Annotated in this window: 21 protein-coding genes; 3 read left to right on the top strand and 18 right to left on the bottom strand. The window is 70.8% G+C overall.

The annotated features are described in order from the left end of the window. Positions 1-4: 4 nt before the first annotated feature. From AB0C46_RS07960 to AB0C46_RS07970, 3 genes are all read right to left on the bottom strand, one after another. Positions 5-445 carry a GNAT family N-acetyltransferase gene (locus AB0C46_RS07960; protein WP_362826597.1) on the bottom strand — a complete coding sequence of 147 codons (441 nt, stop codon included), beginning with the start codon at positions 443-445 and terminating at the stop codon, positions 5-7. A 178-nt stretch (positions 446-623) separates the two neighbouring features. After that, positions 624-1,799 (bottom strand): MBL fold metallo-hydrolase, encoded by a 1,176-nt coding sequence (locus AB0C46_RS07965; RefSeq protein WP_362826599.1) that lies wholly within the window; start codon positions 1,797-1,799, stop codon positions 624-626. A 340-nt stretch (positions 1,800-2,139) separates the two neighbouring features. Then, entirely contained in the window at positions 2,140-3,546 is a 1,407-nt protein-coding gene (locus tag AB0C46_RS07970; protein ID WP_362826601.1) for an FAD-dependent monooxygenase, read from the bottom strand. A gap of 413 nt (positions 3,547-3,959) precedes the next feature. Between AB0C46_RS07970 and AB0C46_RS07975 the strand changes: the two genes are divergently transcribed. Further along, a complete protein-coding gene (locus AB0C46_RS07975) occupies positions 3,960-4,976 on the top strand; it encodes a carbohydrate kinase family protein (protein WP_362826603.1) in 1,017 nt (338 codons plus the stop codon). A gap of 42 nt (positions 4,977-5,018) precedes the next feature. Here the strand turns inward: AB0C46_RS07975 and AB0C46_RS07980 are convergent, their stop codons facing one another. The 3 genes from AB0C46_RS07980 to AB0C46_RS07990 are packed head-to-tail and all read right to left on the bottom strand — an operon-like array spanning position 5,019 to position 7,069. Then, the gene (locus AB0C46_RS07980) at positions 5,019-5,924 is read right to left on the bottom strand and encodes an SAM-dependent methyltransferase (RefSeq protein ID WP_362826604.1); all 906 of its coding nucleotides are present in this window, start codon (positions 5,922-5,924) and stop codon (positions 5,019-5,021) included. Further along, positions 5,921-6,199: a DUF397 domain-containing protein gene (locus AB0C46_RS07985; RefSeq protein ID WP_362826606.1), complete on the bottom strand. Its 279-nt coding sequence runs from the start codon at positions 6,197-6,199 to the stop codon at positions 5,921-5,923. Before AB0C46_RS07985 ends, AB0C46_RS07980 begins: the two co-directional genes overlap by 4 nt. Before the next feature lie 3 nt (positions 6,200-6,202). Then, entirely contained in the window at positions 6,203-7,069 is an 867-nt protein-coding gene (locus AB0C46_RS07990; RefSeq protein ID WP_362826607.1) for a helix-turn-helix transcriptional regulator, read from the bottom strand. A gap of 137 nt (positions 7,070-7,206) precedes the next feature. Between AB0C46_RS07990 and AB0C46_RS07995 the strand changes: the two genes are divergently transcribed. Further along, positions 7,207-7,668, top strand: a complete 462-nt coding sequence (locus tag AB0C46_RS07995) for an ATP-binding protein (RefSeq protein ID WP_362826609.1) — start codon at positions 7,207-7,209, stop codon at positions 7,666-7,668. Between the two features lie 69 nt (positions 7,669-7,737). Here AB0C46_RS07995 and AB0C46_RS08000 read toward each other — a convergent pair whose 3' ends face one another. Further along, positions 7,738-8,538 carry an SGNH/GDSL hydrolase family protein gene (locus AB0C46_RS08000; RefSeq protein ID WP_362826611.1) on the bottom strand — a complete coding sequence of 267 codons (801 nt, stop codon included), beginning with the start codon at positions 8,536-8,538 and terminating at the stop codon, positions 7,738-7,740. 254 nt (positions 8,539-8,792) lie between these two features. Between AB0C46_RS08000 and AB0C46_RS08005 the strand changes: the two genes are divergently transcribed. Further along, positions 8,793-9,602, top strand: coding sequence for a tyrosine-protein phosphatase (locus tag AB0C46_RS08005; protein ID WP_362826613.1), 810 nt, complete (start codon positions 8,793-8,795; stop codon positions 9,600-9,602). 15 nt (positions 9,603-9,617) lie between these two features. Here the strand turns inward: AB0C46_RS08005 and AB0C46_RS08010 are convergent, their stop codons facing one another. From AB0C46_RS08010 to AB0C46_RS08060, 11 genes are all read right to left on the bottom strand, one after another. After that, complete coding sequence (locus AB0C46_RS08010; RefSeq protein ID WP_362826615.1) at positions 9,618-10,787, bottom strand: serpin family protein; 1,170 nt, start codon at positions 10,785-10,787, stop codon at positions 9,618-9,620. A gap of 22 nt (positions 10,788-10,809) precedes the next feature. Further along, positions 10,810-12,192 (bottom strand): aspartate aminotransferase family protein, encoded by a 1,383-nt coding sequence (locus tag AB0C46_RS08015; RefSeq protein WP_362826617.1) that lies wholly within the window; start codon positions 12,190-12,192, stop codon positions 10,810-10,812. Positions 12,193-12,431: 239 nt separating this feature from the next. Next, positions 12,432-13,457 carry an adenosyl-hopene transferase HpnH gene (gene hpnH, locus AB0C46_RS08020; RefSeq protein WP_362826619.1) on the bottom strand — a complete coding sequence of 342 codons (1,026 nt, stop codon included), beginning with the start codon at positions 13,455-13,457 and terminating at the stop codon, positions 12,432-12,434. A gap of 5 nt (positions 13,458-13,462) precedes the next feature. Beyond that, the gene (locus tag AB0C46_RS08025; RefSeq protein ID WP_362826620.1) at positions 13,463-14,134 is read right to left on the bottom strand and encodes a 1-hydroxy-2-methyl-2-butenyl 4-diphosphate reductase; all 672 of its coding nucleotides are present in this window, start codon (positions 14,132-14,134) and stop codon (positions 13,463-13,465) included. Continuing rightward, positions 14,134-16,152 (bottom strand): squalene--hopene cyclase, encoded by a 2,019-nt coding sequence (shc, locus tag AB0C46_RS08030; protein WP_362826622.1) that lies wholly within the window; start codon positions 16,150-16,152, stop codon positions 14,134-14,136. Before shc ends, AB0C46_RS08025 begins: the two co-directional genes overlap by 1 nt. Positions 16,153-16,292: 140 nt before the next feature. Beyond that, positions 16,293-17,357, bottom strand: a complete 1,065-nt coding sequence (locus AB0C46_RS08035) for a polyprenyl synthetase family protein (protein WP_362826623.1) — start codon at positions 17,355-17,357, stop codon at positions 16,293-16,295. Between the two features lie 53 nt (positions 17,358-17,410). After that, positions 17,411-18,871, bottom strand: a complete 1,461-nt coding sequence (hpnE, locus tag AB0C46_RS08040; RefSeq protein WP_362826624.1) for a hydroxysqualene dehydroxylase HpnE — start codon at positions 18,869-18,871, stop codon at positions 17,411-17,413. Between the two features lie 100 nt (positions 18,872-18,971). Next, the gene (gene hpnD, locus AB0C46_RS08045; protein WP_362826625.1) at positions 18,972-19,925 is read right to left on the bottom strand and encodes a presqualene diphosphate synthase HpnD; all 954 of its coding nucleotides are present in this window, start codon (positions 19,923-19,925) and stop codon (positions 18,972-18,974) included. After that, positions 19,922-20,788, bottom strand: a complete 867-nt coding sequence (gene hpnC, locus AB0C46_RS08050) for a squalene synthase HpnC (protein ID WP_362827005.1) — start codon at positions 20,786-20,788, stop codon at positions 19,922-19,924. The genes hpnD and hpnC overlap by 4 nt, the downstream gene beginning before the upstream one ends. A gap of 449 nt (positions 20,789-21,237) precedes the next feature. Then, complete coding sequence (locus tag AB0C46_RS08055; protein WP_362826627.1) at positions 21,238-22,041, bottom strand: ABC transporter ATP-binding protein; 804 nt, start codon at positions 22,039-22,041, stop codon at positions 21,238-21,240. Beyond that, positions 22,034-22,963 carry an ABC transporter permease gene (locus AB0C46_RS08060; protein WP_362826628.1) on the bottom strand — a complete coding sequence of 310 codons (930 nt, stop codon included), beginning with the start codon at positions 22,961-22,963 and terminating at the stop codon, positions 22,034-22,036. Before AB0C46_RS08060 ends, AB0C46_RS08055 begins: the two co-directional genes overlap by 8 nt. Between the last annotated feature and the right edge of the window lie 71 nt (positions 22,964-23,034).

A 23,034-nucleotide genomic window follows, 5' to 3' on the forward strand; every position in this document is an offset into this window, starting at 1 on the left:
GCGCTCAGGGCAGCCTCAGGGTGAACCACGGCACGCTGTCGCCCGGCAGCACGTACTCCTCCACTTCGACGAATCCGTGCCGTTGCGCGAACCGCAGCCCGTCCGCGTTGGACGCCCAGACCACCGTCTCGATGACCTCGGGTGCCAGCTCCCGCGCCTGTGCCAGCCCTCGTGCCCAGAGTTCGCCACCGAAGCCCCGCCTCCGGTACTCGGGGAGCACCCGGGCGATCACCGTGGCCGCCGCGGGGTCGCCCATGGGCGGACGTACCGTCGTGCAGCCCACGAGTACGTCGTCCAGATACGCCACCTCCAGGAGATAGCGCCGGGACCGCTCACGCACCTCGTCGAGGGACAGGACGGCGGACGGAATGATCAGGTTGTGGACGAACTGCCAGTCGTGAAGGCCGGCTTCGTTGTCCACCCGTTCGATGCGGAGGAGAGACACCGCCACAGGAAAGCGTGCACACCATGGGGCGTCAACTGCATTTGCCATCCGGCCCGTTGCGCCCTCGGCCGCCAGGGGATCTCTCCCCTGGCCCTCGCCCGCGTCGGCAGTGCCCACACGGGCACGCACCCGGCAGGCGCCGGACGGGGAGTGCGCTCCCGCACGCTCCGGTGCGGGCTCACCGGTCCGCGGCGAGGCCCACATCGGTGGGTGACACCGCAGGCGGCCAGGCGGGCCAGCCATGGACGGGCGGCACCGCAATCGCCCGCCACCACGGATAGACGGCCGCCGGCTCGGCGGGCTCGAAGGGCTCGCCGGGTCTGGGGTGGGCCGTGGTGACCCCGGATCTCCGGCCGGCGGCCAGCGTCCGTTCGGCAGGCTCGGCCCACGGGTGCGGTGCGAGGTTGAACGTGCCCCAGTGGATCGGCAGCAGCACACCGTGCGGCTGCCCGCCCTGGAGGTCGAGGTGGGACCGGACGCCCTCTTCCGGGGTCATGTGGATGTCCGGCCAGAAGTCGCTGTAGGCGCCGAGCTGGATCATCGTGGCATCGAACGGGCCGTGCGCCGCGCCGATCTCCGCGAAGCCGGAGAAGTAGCCGGTGTCGCCGCTGTGGAAGATCCGGTGCTCGGGTCCCGCGACCACCCAGGAGGCCCACAGGGTGTGCTGCGGGCCGCGCAGCCCGCGCCCGCAGAAGTGCTGTGCGGGGGTGGCCGTGAGGGTCAGCCCGCCGACCCGGGTGGACTCGTGCCAGTCGAGCTCGGTGATCCGCTCCGCGGGCACCCCCCAGAATTCCAGGTCAGCGCCGATGCCGAGCGGTACGACGAAGGCCGCGCCGGTGCCGGCCAGGCCCTGGACCGTCGGCATGTCGAGATGGTCGTAGTGGTCGTGCGAGATCACCACGGCATCGACCGGGTCCAGCTCGTCCAGTGCGAGGGGCACCGGGTGCATCCGCTGGGGGCCGGCCCAGCGGAACGGCGAACAGCGCTCGCCCCAGACCGGGTCGAAGAGCACCCGCTGCCCGTCTATCTCGGCCAGCATGCTCGAATGGCCCATCCAGGTGAGCCGCAGCCCGGAGGCGGGCGGCCGGCCCCAGTCCGCGGCGGTCGGACGGTACACCGGAATCGGGCCGACCGGCGCCCGGCGCAGCCGTCCCTCCCGGCTCAGCTGGGTACGCGCCATCGACAGCGCGGAGCCGTTGAGCAGCTGCCTGGTCGGCACCGGATTGCGGAACTGGCCGTCCACGAACTGGGGCGACCTGCGCATCCTGGCCAGCCGCTCCCCGGTGGGTGCGACACCGAAGCTCGCGGGCCGCAGCGCGGAGAGTCGAGTGCGGCGGGGTCGGGAACCGGTCACGGCACCTCCATGGTCGGGACAGTCGCGAAGGGAACGGGCCGCATGAGCGGTGGGTTCCGGCACACCGCGCCACTCGGCGCCGCCGTACGGTTTCCGCACCACGACACCCGGACTCAACACCATCACCCGCAGACACAAACCGCGCGACCGGCCGTCGCATTCCGGACGGGGGTGTGACCTTTCCCGGGCCCTTCCGGGGGTGTCTCCCGGCTCGGCCACCGGGACACGTCCATTGCGGTGACGGGAGCCGGTGGGCCGGTCGTCGGCCGCACGGGCGTCGCGGGGCGGCGGGCCGCCGTTCTCCGGGCGGCCGCACCCCGGCTGCGGGCACGGCCGTGGGTCAGACCGCTTCGATGGCCAGGGGCGGGCTGGGCAGACCGGGGCGGCGGGGCAGGAACACGGTGCGCAGGAAGATCTGCGGGGCGACGAGACGGGTGGGGGGCGCGGTGAGGCAGAAGACGTCCCGGAAGGCCGCGCCGACGACGGGGTCGATGGCGGCGCGGGCGAACAGCCGGTCGATGTACCACGTGGACAGCCGCTCCCCGACGCCCGCCCTGGCGTCGTCGGGGCTCGCGTACGGGCGGTCCGCGCCGACCGCGGCGAGCCAGGCGGGCTCCACGGCGCGGGCCACCGCCCGCTGCGCCTCGGCGGTGCTGCCGGGGCGCAGACCGCCGCCGTCCGCGAGCGTGTTGCGCACGGCCAGCGCGCCGAGGGCGGCGACCGACATGCCCTGTCCGTACACGGGGTTGAAGGTGCACCCGGCGTCCCCCAGGACGAGGAATCCTCCGGGCAGGGCACCGGGGCGTTCAAAGTGCCGGCGGCGGTTGTAGGTGTCGCGGAAGCCGTGCACCGGCGACAACGGCTCGGCCTGGGCGAGCAGTTCATGGATGTACGGGTCGCCGACCGTGGCGCTGAAGGCGGTGAACTCCGCCGCGTCCGTGGGCGGGTGGTGCCCGCGCACACCGGACAGCGTCAGCAGCCACTTGCCGTCCTCGACGGGCACATACGCCGCGCCACGCGGGCACTCGGGCCAGCCCGGGACATTGACGCCCGCGTCCGGCGCCGTGGCCGGGTCCTTGGGGCGGTACATCCGGGTGGCGTAGGCGAGCCCCGCGTCCACGGTCTCCTCCTGCGGCGCGGACCGGCCCAGCTCGGCGAACCACTGCGGGGTGCGGGAGCCGCGGCCCGAGGCGTCCACGACGAGCGCGGCCGGCAGCTCCCGCCCGGTCCGCTCCCCCGGCGCACCGTCCCGTGACCGCACCCGGACCCCGGTCACCCGGCCGGCGTCCCCGGTCAGCCCGGTGACCTCGGTCGCCTGGAGGACCTCGACCCGGGTGGCCGAGCCGGCCGCCGCCTGCAGCACCCGCTCCCGTACGACCGAGTCCAGCACCGGCCGGGTGACGCTCAGGGTGAGATGGCGGCGCTCGTCGAAGCGGCGCTGCCAGCCGGTAGGGGTACGGGTGAGCAGATCGCGCGACAGATACAGGCTGCGGGCGCCCGCTTCGCCGAGCGCGGCGACCGTGCCGGGCAGCAGCTCCTCCAGTGCGCGCCGGCCGCCGCTGAGGAGGATGTGCAGATGGCGGGCCTGCGGGACGCCCTTACGGAAGGCATGCCCCTCCGGATATCGGTCGCGCTCGACCACGGTGACCGTATCGACCTGCCCGATCAGCGCGGTGACGGCCAGCATCCCGGCGAGCCCGCCACCGATCACGATCGCGGTGCGCCCGCCATTGGAGTGCTCTGTCACCGTTGCCTCGCTCCCCCGACGGCGTGGTCCGACCGCCGTACGGCCCACTCGTTTCTGTCCCCGGACGGCTCGCCCTGCCCGGTACCTGCGCGCCGTCCGCGGAAACTGATCACCGTCGGCCACAGACTTCAGTGCACTCGGCAGCCGTGTCAACGGCCCTTTCCGCCAACCGATCCGCGGGTGTCCTCGGCCGTTCGCGCCGTCCTCCGCCTCCGCCGTCGCCCGCTCACCCCCGGCCACTGATCACGGGTCCGGCTTCTTCCGCGTTCGTTCCTCCCTCGTGTCACCGGAATCCCTGACATCCCGTCATGGGACGAGCCTGCGTCTAGACTCCCGGCAGCGGATGCACCTCGTCCGCCAACGGTCCCACCAGCAAGGGATTCGCCTCATCAGCAAGGGATTCAGGGACGCTTGTGACATTCCAGCAGGTTTCTGAGCCGTATGACGCCTATGACGTCCTCGTCGTCGGCGGGTCGGGCGTGGACACTCTCGTGTCGGTCGGCGCGCTGCCCGTACCGCTCGCCGATTCCTACCCGGTCCCACCCCTGCACGAAGGGGCGGGGCACACCGGCACCGGTGTCGCGCTCGGCTGCGCGGCGCTCGGACTCACCACCGGGTTCGTGGATTTCATCGGCGACGATCATCCGGGCACGCTGGTCCGCGAGCGGCTGGCCGGTACCGGCGTCGACTTCCGGCCGCTGATCTCACCACACGGCACCCGGCGTGCGGTCAACCTCGTCGCCCCCGACGGCCGTCGGATGTCGTTCTACGACGCCCGTGACCCGGCCGATCTGCGGATGCCGCCCGAGCACTATCTGCCCCCGCTGCGCCGCACCCGCCACGTCCATCTGTCGATCATGCACTTCGCCCGTTTCCTGTACGACGACATCGAAGCGCTGGGCCTCCCCGTCTCCACGGATCTGCAGGACTGGGACGGGCTGACGGACCATCACCGCGAGTTCGCACTCCGCTCCGACCTGGTGTTCCTCAGCACGGCCGGGGCGGGGGAACGGATCGGGTCGGTGATGCGGGAGATCCTGCGCGAGGGACGCGCCGAAGCGGTGATCGCCACGGCCGGGGCGGGCGGCGCCTACCTCCTCAGCGCCGACGACCGCACCCCGCGCCTGGTACCGGCCGTGGTCCCGCCCGGCCCCGTCGTGGACAGCAATGGCGCGGGCGACGCCTTCACCAGCGGATTCCTCTACGGCCGGCTGGCGGGCCGGGACCTGGAGGAGTGTGCGCGCCTGGGCGCCGTCGCGGGGGCGTACGCCTGTACCTCGCGGGGCACCCACACCGCGCTCGTCGGGCCGCAGGAGCTGCGCGCGGCCCTCGGCGCGCCGGCGCCGGCCCCCCTCACCACGCCGTCGGCCGGTGAGGGGCACCGGCTCCCGGGCCCGCCGGACGCTCAGGTGTCCCGTACGGGCGCGTAGCCCGGCCTACGGAACGCGGACCGGCCGGGAAGCCCCGGCCGGTCAGTTCTTGCGGCCCACTCCCCCGTAGAAAATGGTGTTGTTGAGCTCCTCAGCACCGGGCACCCGGCCGTCCGGCCGCCACAGCGGCACCCGTACAACGCCCGGCTCCAGCAGGGCGAACGGGCCGAACAGCGGCTCGATCTCGGCCTTCGACCGCAGATTGAGGGTGGCGGTGGCGCTCTTGTAGACGTTCACCACGCCGTCGCGCGCCCGCTCATCCGTGCGGCCCCCCTCGTAGGCCTCATAGGGCTCACCGGTCGCATGTGTCAGGACGAGGTGGCTGCCCGCGGGGAGCGCATCGGCGAGGGTGGCGATGAGCGCGGCGGGATCCTCGTCATCCCGGATGAAGTGCAGTACGGCCACCAGCAGCAGCGCCACCGGCCGGTCGAAGTCGATCAGCTCCCGGACGGTGGGATGGTCCAGCAGCGCCTTGGGGTCGCGGGCATCACCGAGCACGAATCCGGTGCGTTCGGTGTTGGTCAGCCGGGCCCCGGCATGGGTGGCGACGATCGGGTCGTTGTCGACGTACACCACGCGGGTGTCGGGAGCGGTCTCCCGGGCCATCTCGTGCGTGTTGGGCGAGGTGGGGATGCCGGTGCCGATGTCGATGATCTGGCGGATGCCGCCGGCGACCAGATCGCGCACCGCCCGCCGCAGGAAGGCGCGGTTGGCGCGGGCGCTCAGCCGTACCTGGGGGTGGACCTCGATGACGCGTTCCGCGGCCACCCGGTCGACCTCGTAGTTGTCCCAGCCGCCGAGGTAGTAGTCGTACATCCGGGCGGGGTGCGGCCGGCTGGTGTCGATCTCCTCGGCGGAAAAGCCCGAGTGCTCCGGCCCCTGGACATACGGTCCGATCTCCGGGACCTCGCCGTCCGGCACCCCCTGGGAAACTTCCTGCTCGCTCATGCCGTCCTCCGTTCGGTGCACCGGCCCGGCGCCGCCGCGAGCAGGAAGTCGGCGTGGCCGGCCTTCGCTCCCTCGATGAAGCTCACCATTTCGCCGTGGGTGTAGATCAGGGCCGGGCCGTCCGGGTCGGTCGACTGCCGTAGCGCTATCCGGCCGTCCCCCAGCCGCATGGCCTCGACGCACTCGCCGCCGTTTCCGCCGCTCCACGGCTTGTGCCAGCCCTCAGTTCCCAGTTCTTTGGCGGGCATGCCGTTGTAGATGCGTATGCGATCCATGGTTCAGATCTCCTTGCGAAAGCCACCCAGAATGGCCTTGGTGGTGTGTGCCGGCGCGGCCTGTGCACACATCCGGTCCAGGGCCTCCAGGAACTGCGAGACGTCGTTGCGCTGGTCGAAGTACACGGCTCCGACGAGGCTCTCCGCGTAAGCGATGTCCGGGAGTTCCGGGATCGGGAAGCGGAAGAGGTGGAAAGGGCCGTACATGGCGGGGTGCGGGCCCGCGGCGAAGGGCATGATCTGCAGCCGGACGTTCGGCAGCGCGGTGGCCTCCATCAGCCGGGTGACCTGGTCGCGCATCACCTTCGGCCCGCCGATCGGGCGCCGCAGCACGGTTTCGTCCATGACCACCCACAGCATCGGTGCGTGGTCACGGGTCAGCAGGGACTGCCGCTCCATGCGCAGCGCGACGATGCGGTCGATATCCATCGTGGAGGCGTGCGGCATCCCGGCCTTGAGGACGGCGGCGGCATAGTCCTCGGTCTGCAACAGCCCGGGGACATAGTGCGGTTGGTAGGCCCGGATGAGATTGGCTTCGCTCTCCAGGCTGACGAAGGCGCTGAACCACTCGGGCAGCACATCGCGGAACCGGTGCCACCAACCGGGCTTGTTGGCCTCGCGGGCGAGGGAGACGAAGCCCTCGATCTCGTCCTCGTCGGTGACGCCATAGGTCGCCAGCAGTTTCTCGACGTAGGGGAGCTTGAGTCCGACCTCGGCCTTTTCCATGCGCCGTATCGTGGCGTGGGTCACATCGAGGGCCGCCGCGGCCTGCTCGAAGGAGAGGCCCGCTTTCTCGCGCAGGTCCTGCAGTCGCTTGCCGAGCACCACCCGCAGGACGGTCGGTGCACCTGCCGACCGTGGGTCCGCCACGTCCGATCGCCTCCAACTGACTTCAATTGTCAGCAGTGTGTCATGCCGTCAACATTAAGGAACAGACTGCACTTACGATTCTGCAAATTACAGACTGATCCTTGCCATCGGTGACCAACATCGCACATAGTTACGGCGTGGCTTCCTCCAACAACGCTCCCTCGTTAGGGCGCTGTGGCGGCTTTGTCGCCCAGTACCCGCAGGACGCGTTCCACTTGCCGGCGCGACGCACGTCCGTACCCGAGGCGCGCAGACGCGTCAGTGCGCTGCTGTGCGAGTGGGGCGCGGATCAACAAGTCCGCGACGACGTGGAGTTGGTGGTTTCCGAGCTGTTCACCAACGCGGTACGGCACACCGACAGCGAGAAGGTCGGCTGCGAGCTCGCCCTCTTCGGCGCGCACATACGCATAGAGATCACGGACCAGGGCGGCCCGGAGGACTCGGCGCCGCACATCCAGCCCGGCAGCGTGGACCAGGAGTGCGGACGAGGGCTGTTCCTCGTCGGCGCACTGTCCGAAAGCTGGGGATCACGGCCCGCCGACAGCGGTCATGGCCGGGTGGTCTGGGCGGACCTGCCGTACTCCTCCCTCGCACGCTGAGGCCCCGCTCCGCATCCGCGGAAACGGGGCCTCCGTCATGCCATGGACCCTGCCCGGCCCGCGGCCGCCCTACAGCGGCAGCAGGTCGGGCCGCTTGGGCTCGACATGGTCGCCGGAGGACTCCCCGCGCAGCCGGCGTCCGATCCACGGGACGAGGTGCTCCCGCGCCCAGTGGATGTTGTCCCGCCGCGCCTCGGCGGCCGAACGCTCCGCCTCCGGGGGCCAGGGCTGGTCCGGATCGGCCGGCACCCGCAGCCCGAGCACCTGCGCCGCGCGCAGCGCCACCCGGGTGTGCCCGTCGGCGGACAGATGCAGCCGGTCGTCGCTCCACGCCCGCCGGTCCTGCACCGACTTGAGCGACCACAGATCCAGGACCGGGCAGTCGTGCCGGTCCGCGATGGCCCGGACATGCGCCGTGTACGTCGCGATCTTGCCGCGCAGATGCTTGAGGACGGGGACGCCGCGGGTGTCGAAGCCGGTGCACAGCAGGACCGTGCCGACCACCTCCCGCAGATCGGCGACCGCCGCCTCATAACGCTCGGCGACCGCGTCCGGGTCCGAGCCCGGCCGCAGGATGTCATTGCCGCCGGCACAGAACGTCACCAGCGCAGGAGCGAGGGCTTTCGCCCGGGGCACCTGCTCCTCCACGATCTTGTCCAGGAGCCGGCCCCGGACCGCGAGATTCGCATAGCGGAAGTCCCCCTCGGCCTGTTGGTCCGAGAGCAGAACCGCGAGCCGGTCCGCCCAACCGATGTACGCCCCGTCAGGGCCGGGATCCCCGACCCCCTCTGTGAAGCTGTCCCCGACGGCTGCGTACGACCCGATGGCGCCCAGGGCGCCGTTGCTGAAGTACTTCGAATCGTCTGCCACGTCAGGACATACTTCACCTCAAGAAGTGACTTACGCCACCGTAACCAGGGGTTGACGAGGGGTGATTAATGCCACCAGGTCAAATTCTGCTCAAGTCGGAATAATGTTCGACCGCACCCTGCTCCCCGGCACTTCGGCGCGCGTCGTGACACCACCATTGCGACCTGATTGTCTATTGCATCAATGTCGTATCGTCGGTGGTGCCCCGCCTCGCCGACGAGCAGCGTCGGCGGCCGAACCCGAGGAGCGCGCCCGTGACGCAGCAGACGCCGCAGGTCCCACAGGCCCAGCCCGAGCTCACGGAGGTCCGCAACTTCCGCGATGTGGGCGGTCTGCCGACCGTGGACGGGCGTCGCGTACGGGAGGGCAGGCTGTTCCGCAGCGGTCACCTCGCCCATGCGACCGAGGCCGACTCCGCCTTTCTGGCCGGCCTCGGGCTGCACACCATCTTCGATTTCCGCAATGCCTCGGACATCAAGATGGAAGGCCCCGATGTCACGCTGCCCGGCGTGCGCAATGTGAACATCCCGCTCACCGACCCGGCCGACGGCGCGGAATTCTGGGCGATGGTGCGCGACGGTGAGCTGGACGAGCTGCGCTCCGCACTCGGCGACGGCAAGGCCGCGGCCCGTATGGCCGCGACGTACCGCCACATCATCACCACCCGCACCGAAGACCACAGCAGGGTGCTGCATGCGCTCGCCGAGGACAGCCTCCCGGCGCTGATGCACTGTGCGGCCGGCAAGGACCGGGCGGGCCTGTCCGTCGCCGTGACCCTGCTCGCGGTCGGGGTGGAACGGGACGCCATCGAGGCGGACTACCTCAAGTCCAACGATCCCCACCGCCGCTACAAGATCCGCCGCTCTGACAACTCCGCGGTCGGGATGTCGCAGGAGGTCATGGAGCTGCTCTCACCGCTGTTCGGGGCACACACCGACTACCTCACGGCCGCCTACGACGCGATCCACCAGACCTGGGGCTCGACGGAGAAGTACCTCACCGACGGTCTGCAGCTGACGCCCGCCACCCGCGAACGGCTGCGTGACCAGCTGCTGACGGACTGACGACGGCAGCTCCGCTCACGGCGTGGCCACCCACCCCGCGACCAGCACCAGCCCCGACGCCCGGTGCACCGCGAGGAAGCCGAAGGGGCGGTCGAAGCGGGCCGAGATCTGCTGGGCCCGGTACGGCGGGGGCGGTGGCACGGAGCCCGCGGCGACCGGCATGACCGTGACCGCGGCCGCCCGGAAACCCAGGGGACCGAAGGTCGCGGTCGCCGTCTGCCGGGCGGCCGACACCGCGAGCGGCTGGTCGCTGATGCCGGGAAAGTGTCCGCGGGAGGTGTCGGTCGCGGTGGCGAGCCCGAAGAGGGCCGCATGCTTCAGCAGATCGTGATCGGCGTCGACGGTGAACTGCGTGGCAGTGAGGTTGAAGCACGGGACGCCGTCGTAGCTCGGTACCGTCGTCACCGTCAGCCCCGGCCCGTCAGCGCCCTCGGACAGCGCCGCGCCGGACACGGCCCGATAGGCGCCGTCCAGCGCGGCGACACCGTGCCGCAGCACCTCGCCGCCCGGCACCTCCGGCCCGCCGAGCAGCAGATGGACGTCCAGTCCGTTGTCGCCCTCGACCCGTACCGCGGTCAGCGGCCCGGCCGGTGTGCCGTGCACCGCCACCCCGTCCACGTCCGGCCCGGAGCGGCTCAGCGCCATCAACTCCCGCCCCGCCCAGGGCCCTTCGAAGGCCCCGCCGGGGAACGCCTGGAACGGTTCCACCCAGGTCGTGCGCACCAGCAGCGCGCTCGCCAGAACGAGCAGCAGGTCGGGAGTCACCTGCACCGGCATCTGCTCGATCAGCCCGTCGGTGTGCCGGCGTGCCCAGGAGTCCATCGCTTCCTGGTCCGCGGCGGGGTCGGCGGTGAGCTCGCCGTGCGCGGCGGGCGGCAGGCTGCCCAGCCACTCGGGGTGCAGGGTCAGCGTGCGGCGGGCCCACAGCCCCACCGCGGCATCGACGCCGTCCGCCGCCGCCAGCGCGGCGAGCAGCTCACGGCCTTCGCGTACGGCGTGCCGCGCGTCGGTGCCGAGCGCTTCGGCCAGCTCCTGGCGGGCCGGGCCGGCGGCCGGGCCGGCGAGCAGGGCCAGCAACGGCCAGACACCGGCCGCGGTCAGCACGCTGTTCCGCTCCCCCACCGTCTCGCGCGCCCAGCGGGCCGTCATATCGTTGACGGCCCGTGCCGTCGCCGCAGCCACCATGGCAATCCCCCCGTGTCGTCGGTCAGCGGTTGGCGACCGCCTGCTTGACCAGCGTCCGCCCGAAGTCCCACATCAGGCCGCCGCCCCCATGGGCGTCGTCCATGACAGCCGTGAACGCCTCGACGAAACGGTCCACTTCCCGCTCGCCGATGATCAGCGGCGGAATCAGCTTAATGACCTCCAGATGGTCACCGGAGACCTGGGTCAGGATGCGGTGCCGCTGCAGCAGCGGCACCACGACCATCTGCGCGAACAGCCCCTTGCGGGCCGTCTGCAGCATCGTCCAGCGGCTCCGCAGGCCGAGGGACTTGGGGCGGCCGAACTCGATGCCGATCATCAGACCGCGGCCCCGTACGTCGTGCAGCAGCTCGTACCGGGGAATCAGCTCCGCCAGCCGGGAGCGCAGCAGCTCGCCGGTGCGCCGGGCACCGGCCACGAGCTGCTCGTCCTCCAGCACCGAGAGCACCGCCAGACCGGCGGCCATCGCCTGCGCGTTGGCACCGAAGCTGGCGGAGTGCACCAGCACCCGGTCCATGGACGAGTAGACCTTCTTGAAGATCCAGTCCTTGCCGAGGGTCGCCCCGACCGGCACATATCCGCCGGACAGTACCTTGGCCACACACACCAGATCCGGCTCGACACCGTCCTCGTGCTGATAGGCGAAGAAGTCGCCGGTGCGGCCCAGGCCGGTCTGCACCTCATCGGCGATCAGCAGGGCCTTGTGCCGGTGCAGCAGTTCCTGAGCGGCGCGCAGAAAACCGGGCGGGGTCGGGTGTACGCCCTTGCCCTGGATGGGCTCGACCACGAATCCGGCCACATCCCCGCGCTTCAACTCCCGTTCCAGCGCGGCCAGATCACCCAGCTCGATGGCGGTGTCCGGCAGCAGCGGGGCGAAGCCGTCCCGGAAGCCGTCCTCACCGTTGACGGAGAGCGAGCCGGTGGTCAGGCCGTGGAAGGCATGGGTGCAGTAGAGGATGCGGGGGCGGCCGGTGGCGTAGCGGGCGAACTTCAGGGCGGTCTCGACGGCTTCGGTGCCGCTGTTGCCGAAGAAGACCCGGTCGAGATGGGGCGCGTGGGTCAGCAGCTTCTCGGCGAGCAGGCCGGGCAGCGGCTGGCAGTCGAAGCGGGTGAGATCGGCCAGTCCGGCGTCCAGGACGTCGTGCAGCGCCTGCCGGACGACGGGGTGGTGCCGGCCGAGGCCCATCACCCCGAACCCGGCGAGCATGTCCAGGTAGTCCTGGCCGTCGTCGTCCCAGAAGTACGCGCCCTCGGCCCGCTCGTAGACCTTGTCGAAGCCGATGGTGTGCAGCATCCGCGGCAGTTGGTGGTTGAGGTGGCGGCTGTGCAGCGCGTAGCGCTCGCCACCGCGTTCGGCGAGCAGCTCGGTCAGGTCGAATCCGGTCACGACTGCCTCTCCTTACGGGCCGGCACACCGCTGATCCGGGCGGCGGTCTCGGCCGGGGTGAGGCCGGGACCGGCCGGCTCACCACGCTCGGCGTGCGTCAGAAACCTCATGTCCGGTCCCCCTCTCCTGATTCAGCGGACGGTGCCCGGTCCGGTCCGGCTCACACGCCGTACGGCGCATGGGCCGGACCGGGCCGACGGCCGGGGAGCCCTGACGACGGGCTCCCCTTGCTCAACGGGTCATCCGCGGTTTCCCGCGACGGTGTCCCTGGCCGCCCTGAGGGACTCCTTCAGCGAGCCCATGGTGGCGAGGACGGCGGTCGGCTCGTAGCCGCAGTGCGCCATGCAGTTGGCGCAGCGCGGGTCCTTGCCGCGGCCGTACTTGTCCCAGTCGGTCTCGTCGATGAGCTCCCGGTACGTCGGGACGTACCCGTCGCTCATGAGGTAGCAGGGGCGCTGCCAGCCGAACAGCGAGTAGTTGGGGATCGCCCAGGCCGTGCACGGGAAGTCCGCCTTGCCCTCCAGGAAGTCCAGGAAGAGCGGACTGTGGTTGAGCCGCCAGCGGCGCCGGTTGCCGCCGGCGAAGGCCTTCTTGAACAGTTCCCGGGTCTGTTCGACGCCGAGGAAGTGCTCCTGGTCGGGGGCCTTCTCGTAGGCGTAGGCGGGCGACAGCATCATTTCGTCGACCTTCAGATCGTCATTGAGGAAATTGAGGACCTCGATGATGGTCTGCGGGGTGTCGGTGTTGAAGAAGGTGGAGTTGGTGGTGACCCGGAAGCCGCACCGCTGGGCTTCCTTGATCGCCGCTACCGCCTCGTCGAAAACGCCTTCCTTGGCGACGGATTCATCGTGGCGTTCCCGCATGCCGTCGATGTGCACCGCGAACGCGAAATACGGCGAGGGGGTGAACTTCTCCAGCTTCTTGCGCAACAACATCGCGTTGGTGCACAGGAAGACATACTTCCGCTTCGCCACCAACTGCCGCACGATCTCGTCGATCTGCGGGTGCATCAAGGGCTCGCCGCCGGCGATGGACACCATCGGAGCGCCCGACTCCAGCACCGCCCCGACCGCCTGCGCCACCGGCATGCGCTGCTTGAGCACGCCCGCCGGGTGCTGGATCTTCCCGCAGCCCTCGCATTTCAGATTGCAGGCGAAGAGTGGTTCCAGCTCGACGATGAGCGGGAACTTCTCCCGCCGCCGGATCACCTTCTGTTCAAAAAGATAGGTACCGACCCGGATGGACTGACGGAGCGGCATGGCCATCTGGCTCACCTCCAGGGGAGCAGCAAAGAACGGTGCCATTCATGGAAAACGGGAAGTACGGAGCGCAGCACCCGGAAGGCCGATATTCCACCGCGGACGGTGCCGATGCGTACGAGTTCATGTTCTGGAGCGTCCACGACCACCCGGACGGCCGCAACCGGACGGCGGCCGGCGCGCTGGGCGGCACGGAGGGTGGCGGCGGACTCCATGTCCACCGCGACCGCGCCCGCAGCATGCAGCTCGGCCCGCTCCGTACCGCGTACGACATGGTCGGAGCCGCACAGCAGTCCGCTGTGCACGGTCAGACCGCGCTCTCGCAGGGCCCGGAGCAGCGGGCCGTTGTCACGGCAGGGCGTCTCCGGCGCGGCGGCCTGGTGGCCGCGGGTGGCCTCGGCGACGACCACGTCCCCGGGGCGCATCCCGGGGGCGAGGCCGGCGCAGAAACCGCTGGCGACAACAGGGGAACGTTCGGTGACCGACCCCTCACTCAGTGCTTCGGTCAGGGCGCGTTCGGCCGCCTGGGGGCCCATGCCGGTGCGGAGCGTGACCACCCGCGGGCCGGCTCCTCCGCCCGCCGCTCCCCCGCGGCCCCCGCCGCGCAGCGCGAACCGCTCGATGCCGAGCGCACAGGCGATCAGCAGCGGTGGTTCCGCGTCCGTCGGGGCCCGTCTCGGCATCAGGCCCCCACCGGGGCGCCGACCGGTCCCCCGTTGACGTAGCGGCCCAGGGCCGTCAGCGGGAAGACCTGGCGGTACAGGTGGTAGTTGATGGAGAAGTCCCAGGGGAAGCCGGTGCCGGTGAAGTACGGCTCGTCCCAGGAACCGTCCTCGCGCTGGGTCGCGGTCAGCCAGCGCACCCCGCGCCGTACCGCCTCGCTGTCCCGCTCCCCGGCCGCGAGCAGCGCCATCAGCGCCCAGGCGGTCTGCGAGGCGGTCGAGGCGCCGCGCCCCGCCCACCGCTCCTTGTCCTGGTAGGACCGCTGGTCCTCGCCCCAGCCGCCGTCGTCGTTCTGCACCCGCTCCAGCCAGCGCACGGCCCGGCGGACCGCGGGGTGCGAGCCGGGGACACCGGCCGCGGCGAGCGCGGGGAGCACCGAGCCGGTGCCGTAGAGGTAGTTGGTGCCCCAGCGGCCGAACCAGGCGCCACTGGACTCCTGTTCGGCCAGCAGCCAGGCGATACCGCGGCGGGTGCGCGGATCATGGGTGCGGCCGACGTCGGCGAGCATCTCGACGACATGGGCGGTGACATCGGCCGACGGCGGGTCGATGACCTCCCCGAAATCGCAGAACGGCAGCCGGTTGGGGAACGGGCTGGTGTTGTCGACGTCGAAGGCGCCCCAGGCCCCGTTCTTGGACTGCATACCGAGGTTCCAGCGCACCGCGCGGCGCACCGCGGCGTCGACCCGCAGCGGATCGGGGTGCTGGACGCGGCGCAGCGCGAGCACCACCTCCGCGGTGTCGTCGATGTCCGGGTAGTTGTCGTTCTCGAACTCGAAACCCCATCCCCCGGACGGGAGTTGGGGCCTTTTCACGCTCCAGTCGCCGGGCCGGTCGATCTGCTCGGCGAGCATCCACTCAGCCGCCTTGACCAGCTGCGGGTGGTCGGCAGGCAGTCCGGCGTCGGCCAGCGCGATGGTCGCCAGACAGGTGTCCCAGACCGGGGACTGGCAGGCCTCGATCATCCGTGCGCCGTCCTCGCGCCATACGGCGAACCGGTCGAGGGAGGCCAGACCGGTCCGCAGCACGGGGTGGTCGAGGTCGTAGCCGCAGAGGTGCAGGGCGATGATGGAGTAGACCGCGGGGGGCTGGATACCGCCCCAGCAGCCGTCGTTCTCCTGCCGCTCGATGATCCAGCGGGCGGCGGAGCGCATCGCGGCGGCGCGCAGCTTACGGAGGGCGACCTTGCGGTAGAGGTGCAGCGCCTTGTCGAGGCGCTGGAACACCCCATCCCAGCTGGTGGCGGGGGCGAGCGGCCGGGGCGGGTTGGGGTGACGCGGATCGGTGTGCAGCTCGTCGAGGGCGAACGGCGCCGGGCGCACCGGGCGCTTGGCCGAGACGATGGTCAGCGGCACGATGGTCTGCCGCGCCCAGCACCCGAAGTCATAGATGTTGAGCGGGAACCACTTGGGGAAGTAGAGGAGTTCCGGCGGCAGTTCGGGCAGGTCGTCCCACTTCCACCAGCCGAAGAGCGCCAGCCAGATGCGGGTGAAGACCCGGGCCGCGGCGACCCCGCCCTGCCCGCGGACCCAGGCGGCGGCCTTGGCCATGTGCGGGGCGTCCGGGGCGTCACCGGCGAGCCGCAGGGCGACATAGGCCTCGATGGTGGCGGAGAGTTCGCCGGGCCCGCCGTAGAAGGTGGCCCAGGTGCCGTCCGCGCCCTGCTCCCCGCGGATGTGGCGGGCGGCGGCCTCGGTGAGCTCGGGGTCCTGGATACCGAGGAACTGACGGAGCAGCAGGTCTTCGGCGTCCATCGTGACGTTGGTCTCGAGGTCGCCCTTCCACCATCCTGCGGGGTCCTGGACGGACAGCAGATAGCCGGTGGCGCGTGCGGTCGCGCGCCGGGCGGCGTCCGCCGTGTCATGCCGTACGGCGGTCCGTGTGGACGCGGGTGGTGCGGTGTTCTCAGCGGTGGCATCGCTGGCCGAGGGGGCCCGGGGCGGCAGTGCCCCGGTGCTTCCGTCGGTCGTCGCTGTCATGGCTTCCCCTTCTGCAGTGAACTGTGAAAAGCGTGCTCAGGGATTCCGTCGGCCGGCGCCCGGCTGGCGCCGGCCGGCGACTGCGAACTATTCGGTTTCGATACTGCTCATCTCTGTCGTACGACGACGAGGTCCGCGAGTCACCTCTGCCGGACGACGACGAAGTCCGCGAGCGCGACGAGCTGGGCGCGGACCTGCTCCGGCATGGCGATCTCGTCCAGTGCGGCGATGGCGGTGGCGTGCTGACGGCGGGCCTCCTGGGAGGTCCACTCGCGGCCCCCGGCCTCCTCGATGAGGGCCGCGCGGGAGGCGAACTCTTCCTCGGTGAAGTCGGCAATCTCGGTCTCGCTCTTCTTCGCGTCGGCCGCCAGGATCTCAGCGAGACGCTCGGAGGCCGGGCCACCGGCCGCCAGCGCGGCGACCACCGGCAGCGACTTCTTGCGCTGACGCAGATCGCTCCAGGTCTTCTTGCCGGTGGCCTCCGGGTCGCCCCAGATGCCGAGCAGGTCGTCGACGGCCTGGAAGGCAAGGCCCAGGTGGTAGCCGTACTTCTCCAGGGTGTCCGCAGTGCGGTCGTCGGCCCCGCCCAGGACCGCGCCGATGGAGACGGCGCAGGCCAGCAGCGCGCCGGTCTTGTTGCCCTCCATCTCCAGGCACTCCTCGACGGTGACCCGCTCGCGGTGCTCGTAGGAGATGTCCTGCGCCTGGCCGTCGATCAGCTTGCGGGTGGCCAGGGTGAGCCGGCGGGTGGCGCGGCCGGCGTCGACCGTGCCGAGCTCCAGCAGTATTTCGTTGGCGAGGGCGAACAGCGCGTCGCCGACGAGGATGGCCTGCGCGGGGCCGTGCACCTTCCAGACGGTGTCGCGGTGCCTGCGCTGCTCATCGCCGTCCATGAGGTCGTCGTGCAGCAGCGAGAAGTTGTGCACCAGCTCGACGGCGACCGCGCCGGGGATACCGACCTCGGGGGCCGCACCGGCGGCCTCGGCCGACAGCAGGGCGAGCGCGGGCCGGACCGCCTTGCCGCTGTCACCCGCGGTGGGGTGGCCCTCGGCGTCGATCCAGCCGAAGTGGTACGCGGCGACGGTGTCCATGGGAGGAGCGAGCCGGTCCACGGCGGCACGCAGCACGGGGGTGGCGAGTGTCCGCCCACGCTCCAGCAGCGCGGTGACGCTCTCGGTGTCGATAGCTGGGGAAGCCGGATTCACGGTTTCTCCTCTGTTTCCGACGCTCGTGCTCGTGCGAGCGCTCGTACTCGTAGTCATGCCGCCTCCTGAGGCAACTGGCCCTGGGGGAAGCCGAGTTCGTTGAGTGCCTCGCGAGCGGCGGCAGTGCCGCTGCGAACAGCGCTTTCCATGGTCGCGGGCCACCCGGTGGCGGTCCACGCACCGGCCAGGAACAGGCCGGGAGCTTGAGTGCGGGCGGCGGGGCGGAGCCTGCCGACGCCCGGGGCGGGCGCAAACGTCGCGGTGCGCTCGCGGGTGACGAAGAAGTCGCGGATCCTGGCGCCCCGGGCGGCGGGCAGCAGCCGCTCCAGCTCGGGCAGATAGCGGGCGCGGAGCTTGGCGACCGGCTGGTCGATCTCCTCCTGCGCGGCCGACTGCGAGACCGCCAGATACTGGCAGCGCTCGTTCCCGGCGATCCGCGTCAGTCCCGAGGCGTCGGTGCGGTCGAAGACCCACTGGACCGGCGAGCCGACCGCGGCGAAGAACGGGCGGCGCAGCACCTTGCGGTCGTAGACGACATGGAGGTTGAGGATCGGGGCGGTGCCGATGTCCAGCAGCCGGTCCTTGCCGTCCAGCGCCCCGTCGGGCAGCAGGCCGTGCGCCTCGCGCTGCGGTACGGCGAGGACGACGGTGTCCGCGGTGAGCTGCTCGGTGCCGTGCGGGCCGTGCTCCACCGACACCTGCCAGCCGTCGTCCCGGCGCACCACCGCCCCGGCGCGGGTGCGCAGGGCGATGCGCACGCCGGCCTTCTCCAGGGCCGTGCGGGCGAGGGTGTCGTGGACGTCGCCGAGCGGGACGCGGGACCAGCCGATGTCGGCGGCGCCGGGGGCGGACAGCAGCCCGGTCTTGAAGACCTTGGCGGCCAGGCCCATCGAGGCGTCACCGGCACGGGCGTTGAGGGTGGCGATGCCGACCAGGTCCCACAGCGCCTCGATCGCGCGGGCCGACTGCCCGTACCGGCGCAGCCAGCTGCCGAAGTCCAGACCGTCCAGCGCGGGGTCGGCCGGGTCGAGGCCCTTGAGCGCGAGGGTGGCCCGCACCACCCCGGCCCGCTCGACGGGGGAGAGATGCGGGTAGCCGGCGAGACTTCGGGCGAGGTGCAGCGGAACGGGCAGCGCGGTGCGGCGCAGCCGGCCGAGCCGCATCCGGTCGGCGTCCAGAACCGGTACGTCCATCCGCTCCTGGAGGGGCACCAGATGTGCGGCGCCGATCCGCTCCAGCAGTCGGCTGTAGGCGGTGCAGCAGCGCAGAAAGACATGCTGGCCGTTGTCGACGGTCAGTTCGCCGGCGGTGGAGTCGCGGCGGAAGGAGAAGACCAGTCCGCCGAGGCGGGGCCGGCCCTCGATCAGGGTGACCCGCAGCCCCGCGTCGGCCAGTGCGAGCGCCGCGGTCGTGCCCGCGAGACCGCCCCCGATGACCACCGCAGCCGCCCCTTCTTCGGGACGGCCGGGCGGCAGGTCACGGTGCCGGTCGAGCCGCGTGGCTCCCGATGTCATGTGTTCTCCCCCCGTACTCCTGTCACAGACGCAGCAACCCGGGGGAGGGTTGCCCGCCGCGCTGACGCGGGGTCACCGCCGTCGTTCGCCGCCCGGCACATCATCCGCGCCTCCGGACGGCCTGCCGGCGGCCGATCGCCCGCGCGTCGAGCCCGGACAGTCCGCGTACCGCGACAAAGGCCTTCTCCCGGCCGGGCAGGGAGACCCGCCCGCGCAGCACCGCCTCGGGGTCGGCGGCGATCCGCGTCAGCAGGCGGTGGTAGATGCCGGCCATCGCGGCCACACAGGCGCCGCTGCGCCGGTCGAGCATCGGCAGCAGCCGGAAGCCCTCGGCGAACAGCGCGCGGGCCCGCTTCACCTCGAAGTGCACCAGACCGCTGAAGTCCGAGCCGGGCGGCGGTACGGGACGCTCGAAGCCGGCCGCACAGCCGAACTTGGCGAGGTCCTCGGCGGGCAGATAGGTGCGCCCGTTGCCGGCGTCCTCGCGAACATCCCTGAGGATGTTGGTCAGTTGGAGCGCGAGGCCGAGGGTATCGGCGTACTCGGACGCGCGCTCGGCGTCGTGCGCGCCCGGGACCGTGCCGAACACGCCCAGCGAGAGGCGGCCGATGGCACCGGCGACGCAGCGGCAGTAGACCTTCAGCTCGTCCCAGGTCTCGTAGGTCTCGCCGCGCACATCCATCAGCACGCCGTCGATCAGCTCGTCGAGACCGTCCAGCGGCAGCGGGAAGCGGCGGGCGGCGTCGGACAGCGCGACGGCGACCGGATCGGTGTCGTCGTCGGCGATCCGGCCGTCCTTGATGCGGGCCAGCAGCGCCCGGGTGTCCTCCAGGCGCCCCTGCTTGGCGGCGGGCTCCAGGGTGCCGTCGCCGATGTCGTCGATCCGGCGGGAGAAGGCGTAGAGCGCCGACATGGCCTGCCGCTTGTCGGTCGGCAGCAGCCGGATGCCATAGGCGAAGTTGCGTGCCTGCTGCCCGGTGATGGCCTCGCAGTAGCGATACGCAGCGAGCACCGGCGCGGACGCGTGTGCAGATGCCTCCACGGTCCGACTCACCCCTCTCTTCGCAATGTCGCCCTTACCTCGCGCAGCAGGCTGAGCTTGGTCGGCTTGGGCGGTCCAGGGAGTACGTCGTGATCGGCGGCCGCGACCGCCTGGAGTGCAGCGCGTCCGCCGGCCACGAATCCGGCCAGCAGCAGCTTGAGTCTGCCGTGGACGCTACCCACCAGCGGGGTGCCTTCATTCAGCAGCTCACGGGCGCGTTCCGCTTCGTACGCGATCAATGCGCGCACCGATACGCCCCCGCTCGGCGCGGCCAGATCGGCCTCGGTGACACCAAAGCGTTTCATGTCCTCGGCGGGGAGGTAGACACGGTCGCGCCCGAGGTCCTCGGCCACGTCCTGGACGTGTTCGACGATCTGCAGGGCGGTGCAGACCGCGTCCGAGCGACGGATGCGCTCGGGGCTCGCGGTGCCGGTGATGCCGAGGACGAGCCGGCCGACGGGGTTGGCGGACAGCTCGCAGTAGGCGACCAGGTCGTCGTAGGTGCCGTAGCGGCTCACCCGCTGGTCCTGCCGGTTGGCCTCGATCAGCGCGAGGAACGGCTCGGGGGTCAGCGCGCAGCGGCGGACGGTCGGGCCGAGCCGGCGCAGCAGCGGATGCCGGGGGCCGGGGGCCCGGTCGCTGAAGACGCGGTGGAGGTCCGCCTCCAGTGCGTCCAGCAATGCCGGCCGGTCCCCACCTTGCGCGCGGTCCAGCCCGAGGAGTACGGCATCGCCGCCGCCGGGTGCGAGATCGCCGTCACCGATGTCGTCGACGAGCCGGGCGAAGCCGTAGACGGCCATCAGATCGGTCCGCCAGGCGCGGGGCAGGAAGAACGGCGCGACCGGGAAATTCTCGTGTGCGGCCTGATCGAGCACGGTGCGCGTCTGCTCCCGCCCGTCATCCGCCGCCCCCCTCCGGAGGAAGGCGCGACGCGCCTGCTCGTTGTCTCGGCTCACCGGGGGCTGCCCGGCGCATTTCGGTGCCGGAGCGAACCAGTAGCCATTGCCGTCACGTCTCCCGTTCTACACCGCCAAGCTAAAACATCCTATTTCGGACACGCCGCAGCAGGCGACGCGCCCGATCGAGCCCGCATCGCCCGCCCGGGTGAGCATTGCCCGACATATACCACTTGTGCTGTTCGGTACCCGTACAGCTTACGTCGTACATCTCACCCACGTCCGAGCGGGTCCCGAAGCGTGAGACATCGATCCGGTCAACGTCCCTTAAGTCCGAACTGTTCCCGGACCCGCCGGAGTTGACCTGTTCTTCACACTCGAAGGCCTCCGCGAGGCGGACTCGCGGAGGCCTTCGAGTGCGGAGCGGACTACTTGCCCGTCTCCTTTTCGTACGCCTTGATGACTTCGTCCGTCGGGCCGTCCATCAGCAGCTCGCCGCGCTCCAGCCACAGGACGCGGTCGCAGGTGTCGCGGATGGACTTGTTGTTGTGGCTGACCAGGAAGACCGTGCCGGCTTCCTTGCGCAGTTCGCGGATGCGGGCCTCGGAGCGCTTCTGGAAGCTGCGGTCACCGGTGGCCAGCGCCTCGTCGATCATCAGCACATCGTGGTCCTTGGCCGCGGCGATGGAGAACCGCAGCCGGGCCGCCATACCGGAGGAATAGGTGCGCATCGGCAGCGAGATGAAGTCGCCCTTCTCGTTGATGCCGGAGAAGTCGACGATGCCCTCGTAGCGCTCACGGACCTGCTCACGGCTCATGCCCATCGCCAGACCGCCGAGGACGACGTTCTTCTCGCCGGTCAGATCGTTCATCAGGGCCGCGTTGACACCCAGCAGCGAGGGCTGCCCGTGCGTGTAGACCTTGCCACGCTCCGCGGGCAGCAGGCCGGCGACCGCCTTGAGCAGCGTCGACTTGCCCGAGCCGTTGGAACCGATCAGCCCGATCGACTCGCCCCGGTAGGCGGTGAAGGAGACGCCCTTGACCGCGTGCACCTCACGCACCCCCGAGGAGGGCTTGCGGCGCACGATGCGGTTCAGGGCCGCGGTGGCGCCGCCCTTGCCCGCACCCGTGCCGTAGACCCGGTAGACGATGTGCAGATCGTCCGCGATCACCGTCGGGATCCGTTCCTGGGCCGCCTCGGTCGGCTGGACGCCGTTGTTCTGCTCAGCCACGTCCGTACCGCTCCTCAGCCTTCCAGAAATACACAAAGCCCACGACGCCCATCAGCAGCGCCCAGCCCCCGGCGGACGCCCACACATGCGGCGGCAGCTTGTCGTCCGTGAAGCTGTCGATCAGCGCGAACCGCATCAGGTCGATGTAGACGGCCGCCGGATTGACATTGAGCAGCACCTCCACGAAGGCGGGGACGTGCTTGCCCTTGAGGATCAGGTCGATGCTGAACATCACGCCGGACGCGTACATCCACGTCCGCATGATGAACGGCATCAGCTGCGCCAGGTCCGGGGTCTTGGAGCCCAGCCGCGCCATCACCATCGCCAGCCCCGTGTTGAACACGAACTGCAGCGCCAGCGCCGGAATGGCCAGCAGCCACGACCACGTCGGCAGCTGCCCGAAGCCCAGCAGAATGACGACCAGCACACCCATGGAGAAGAACAGCTGCTGCAGCTGCATCAGGCAGAACGAGACCGGCAGACAGGCCCGCGGGAAGTGCAGCGCCCGCACCAGACCGAGATTGCCCGAGATCGACTTCGTGCCGGCCATCACCGAGCTCTGGGTGAAGGTGAAGATGAAGACACCCGTCACCAGGAACGGGACGAAGTCCGGGACGCCGTCCCGGGTACCGATCAGCAGACCGAAGATGAGGTAGTAGACGAGCGCGTTCAGCAGCGGCGTCGCCACCTGCCACACCTGGCCCAGCTTCGCCTGGCTGTACTGCGCCGTCATCTTGGCGCTGGCAAAGGCGGAGATGAAATGCCGCCGGTCCCACAGCTGCCGGACGTACTCCGCAAGGCCGGGGCGGGCCCCGCTCTGCGAAAGCCCGTACTTCTGGGCCCGCTGGGCAGCAGTGAGCCCTTCGTCGGAAGATGGCGGGGCACTCATGGCGACCGCACTGTCGTGCGTGGTCTCGCTCACAGTTGACACTTTCGTCCTCAAGGTGCGCTGCCGGGGCAGCGCCCCGGTTCGCGCCTGATGCTCTCAGATAC

Source organism: Streptomyces sp. NPDC048637 (assembly GCF_040650675.1).
In the GTDB taxonomy this organism is placed as follows: Bacteria; Actinomycetota; Actinomycetes; order Streptomycetales; family Streptomycetaceae; genus Streptomyces.

Excerpts from the sequence above, each read along its gene's own strand:
- hpnE (WP_362826624.1), bottom strand. The coding sequence starts at position 18,871 with ATGACATCGGGAGCCACGCGGCTCGACCGGCACCGTGACCTGCCGCCC.
- AB0C46_RS07985 (WP_362826606.1), bottom strand. The coding sequence starts at position 6,199 with ATGGATCGCATACGCATCTACAACGGCATGCCCGCCAAAGAACTGGGA.
- AB0C46_RS08025 (WP_362826620.1), bottom strand. The coding sequence starts at position 14,134 with ATGCCGAGACGGGCCCCGACGGACGCGGAACCACCGCTGCTGATCGCC.
- hpnH (WP_362826619.1), bottom strand. The coding sequence starts at position 13,457 with ATGGCCATGCCGCTCCGTCAGTCCATCCGGGTCGGTACCTATCTTTTT.
- AB0C46_RS08010 (WP_362826615.1), bottom strand. The coding sequence starts at position 10,787 with ATGGTGGCTGCGGCGACGGCACGGGCCGTCAACGATATGACGGCCCGC.
- AB0C46_RS07980 (WP_362826604.1), bottom strand. The coding sequence starts at position 5,924 with ATGAGCGAGCAGGAAGTTTCCCAGGGGGTGCCGGACGGCGAGGTCCCG.
- shc (WP_362826622.1), bottom strand. The coding sequence starts at position 16,152 with ATGACAGCGACGACCGACGGAAGCACCGGGGCACTGCCGCCCCGGGCC.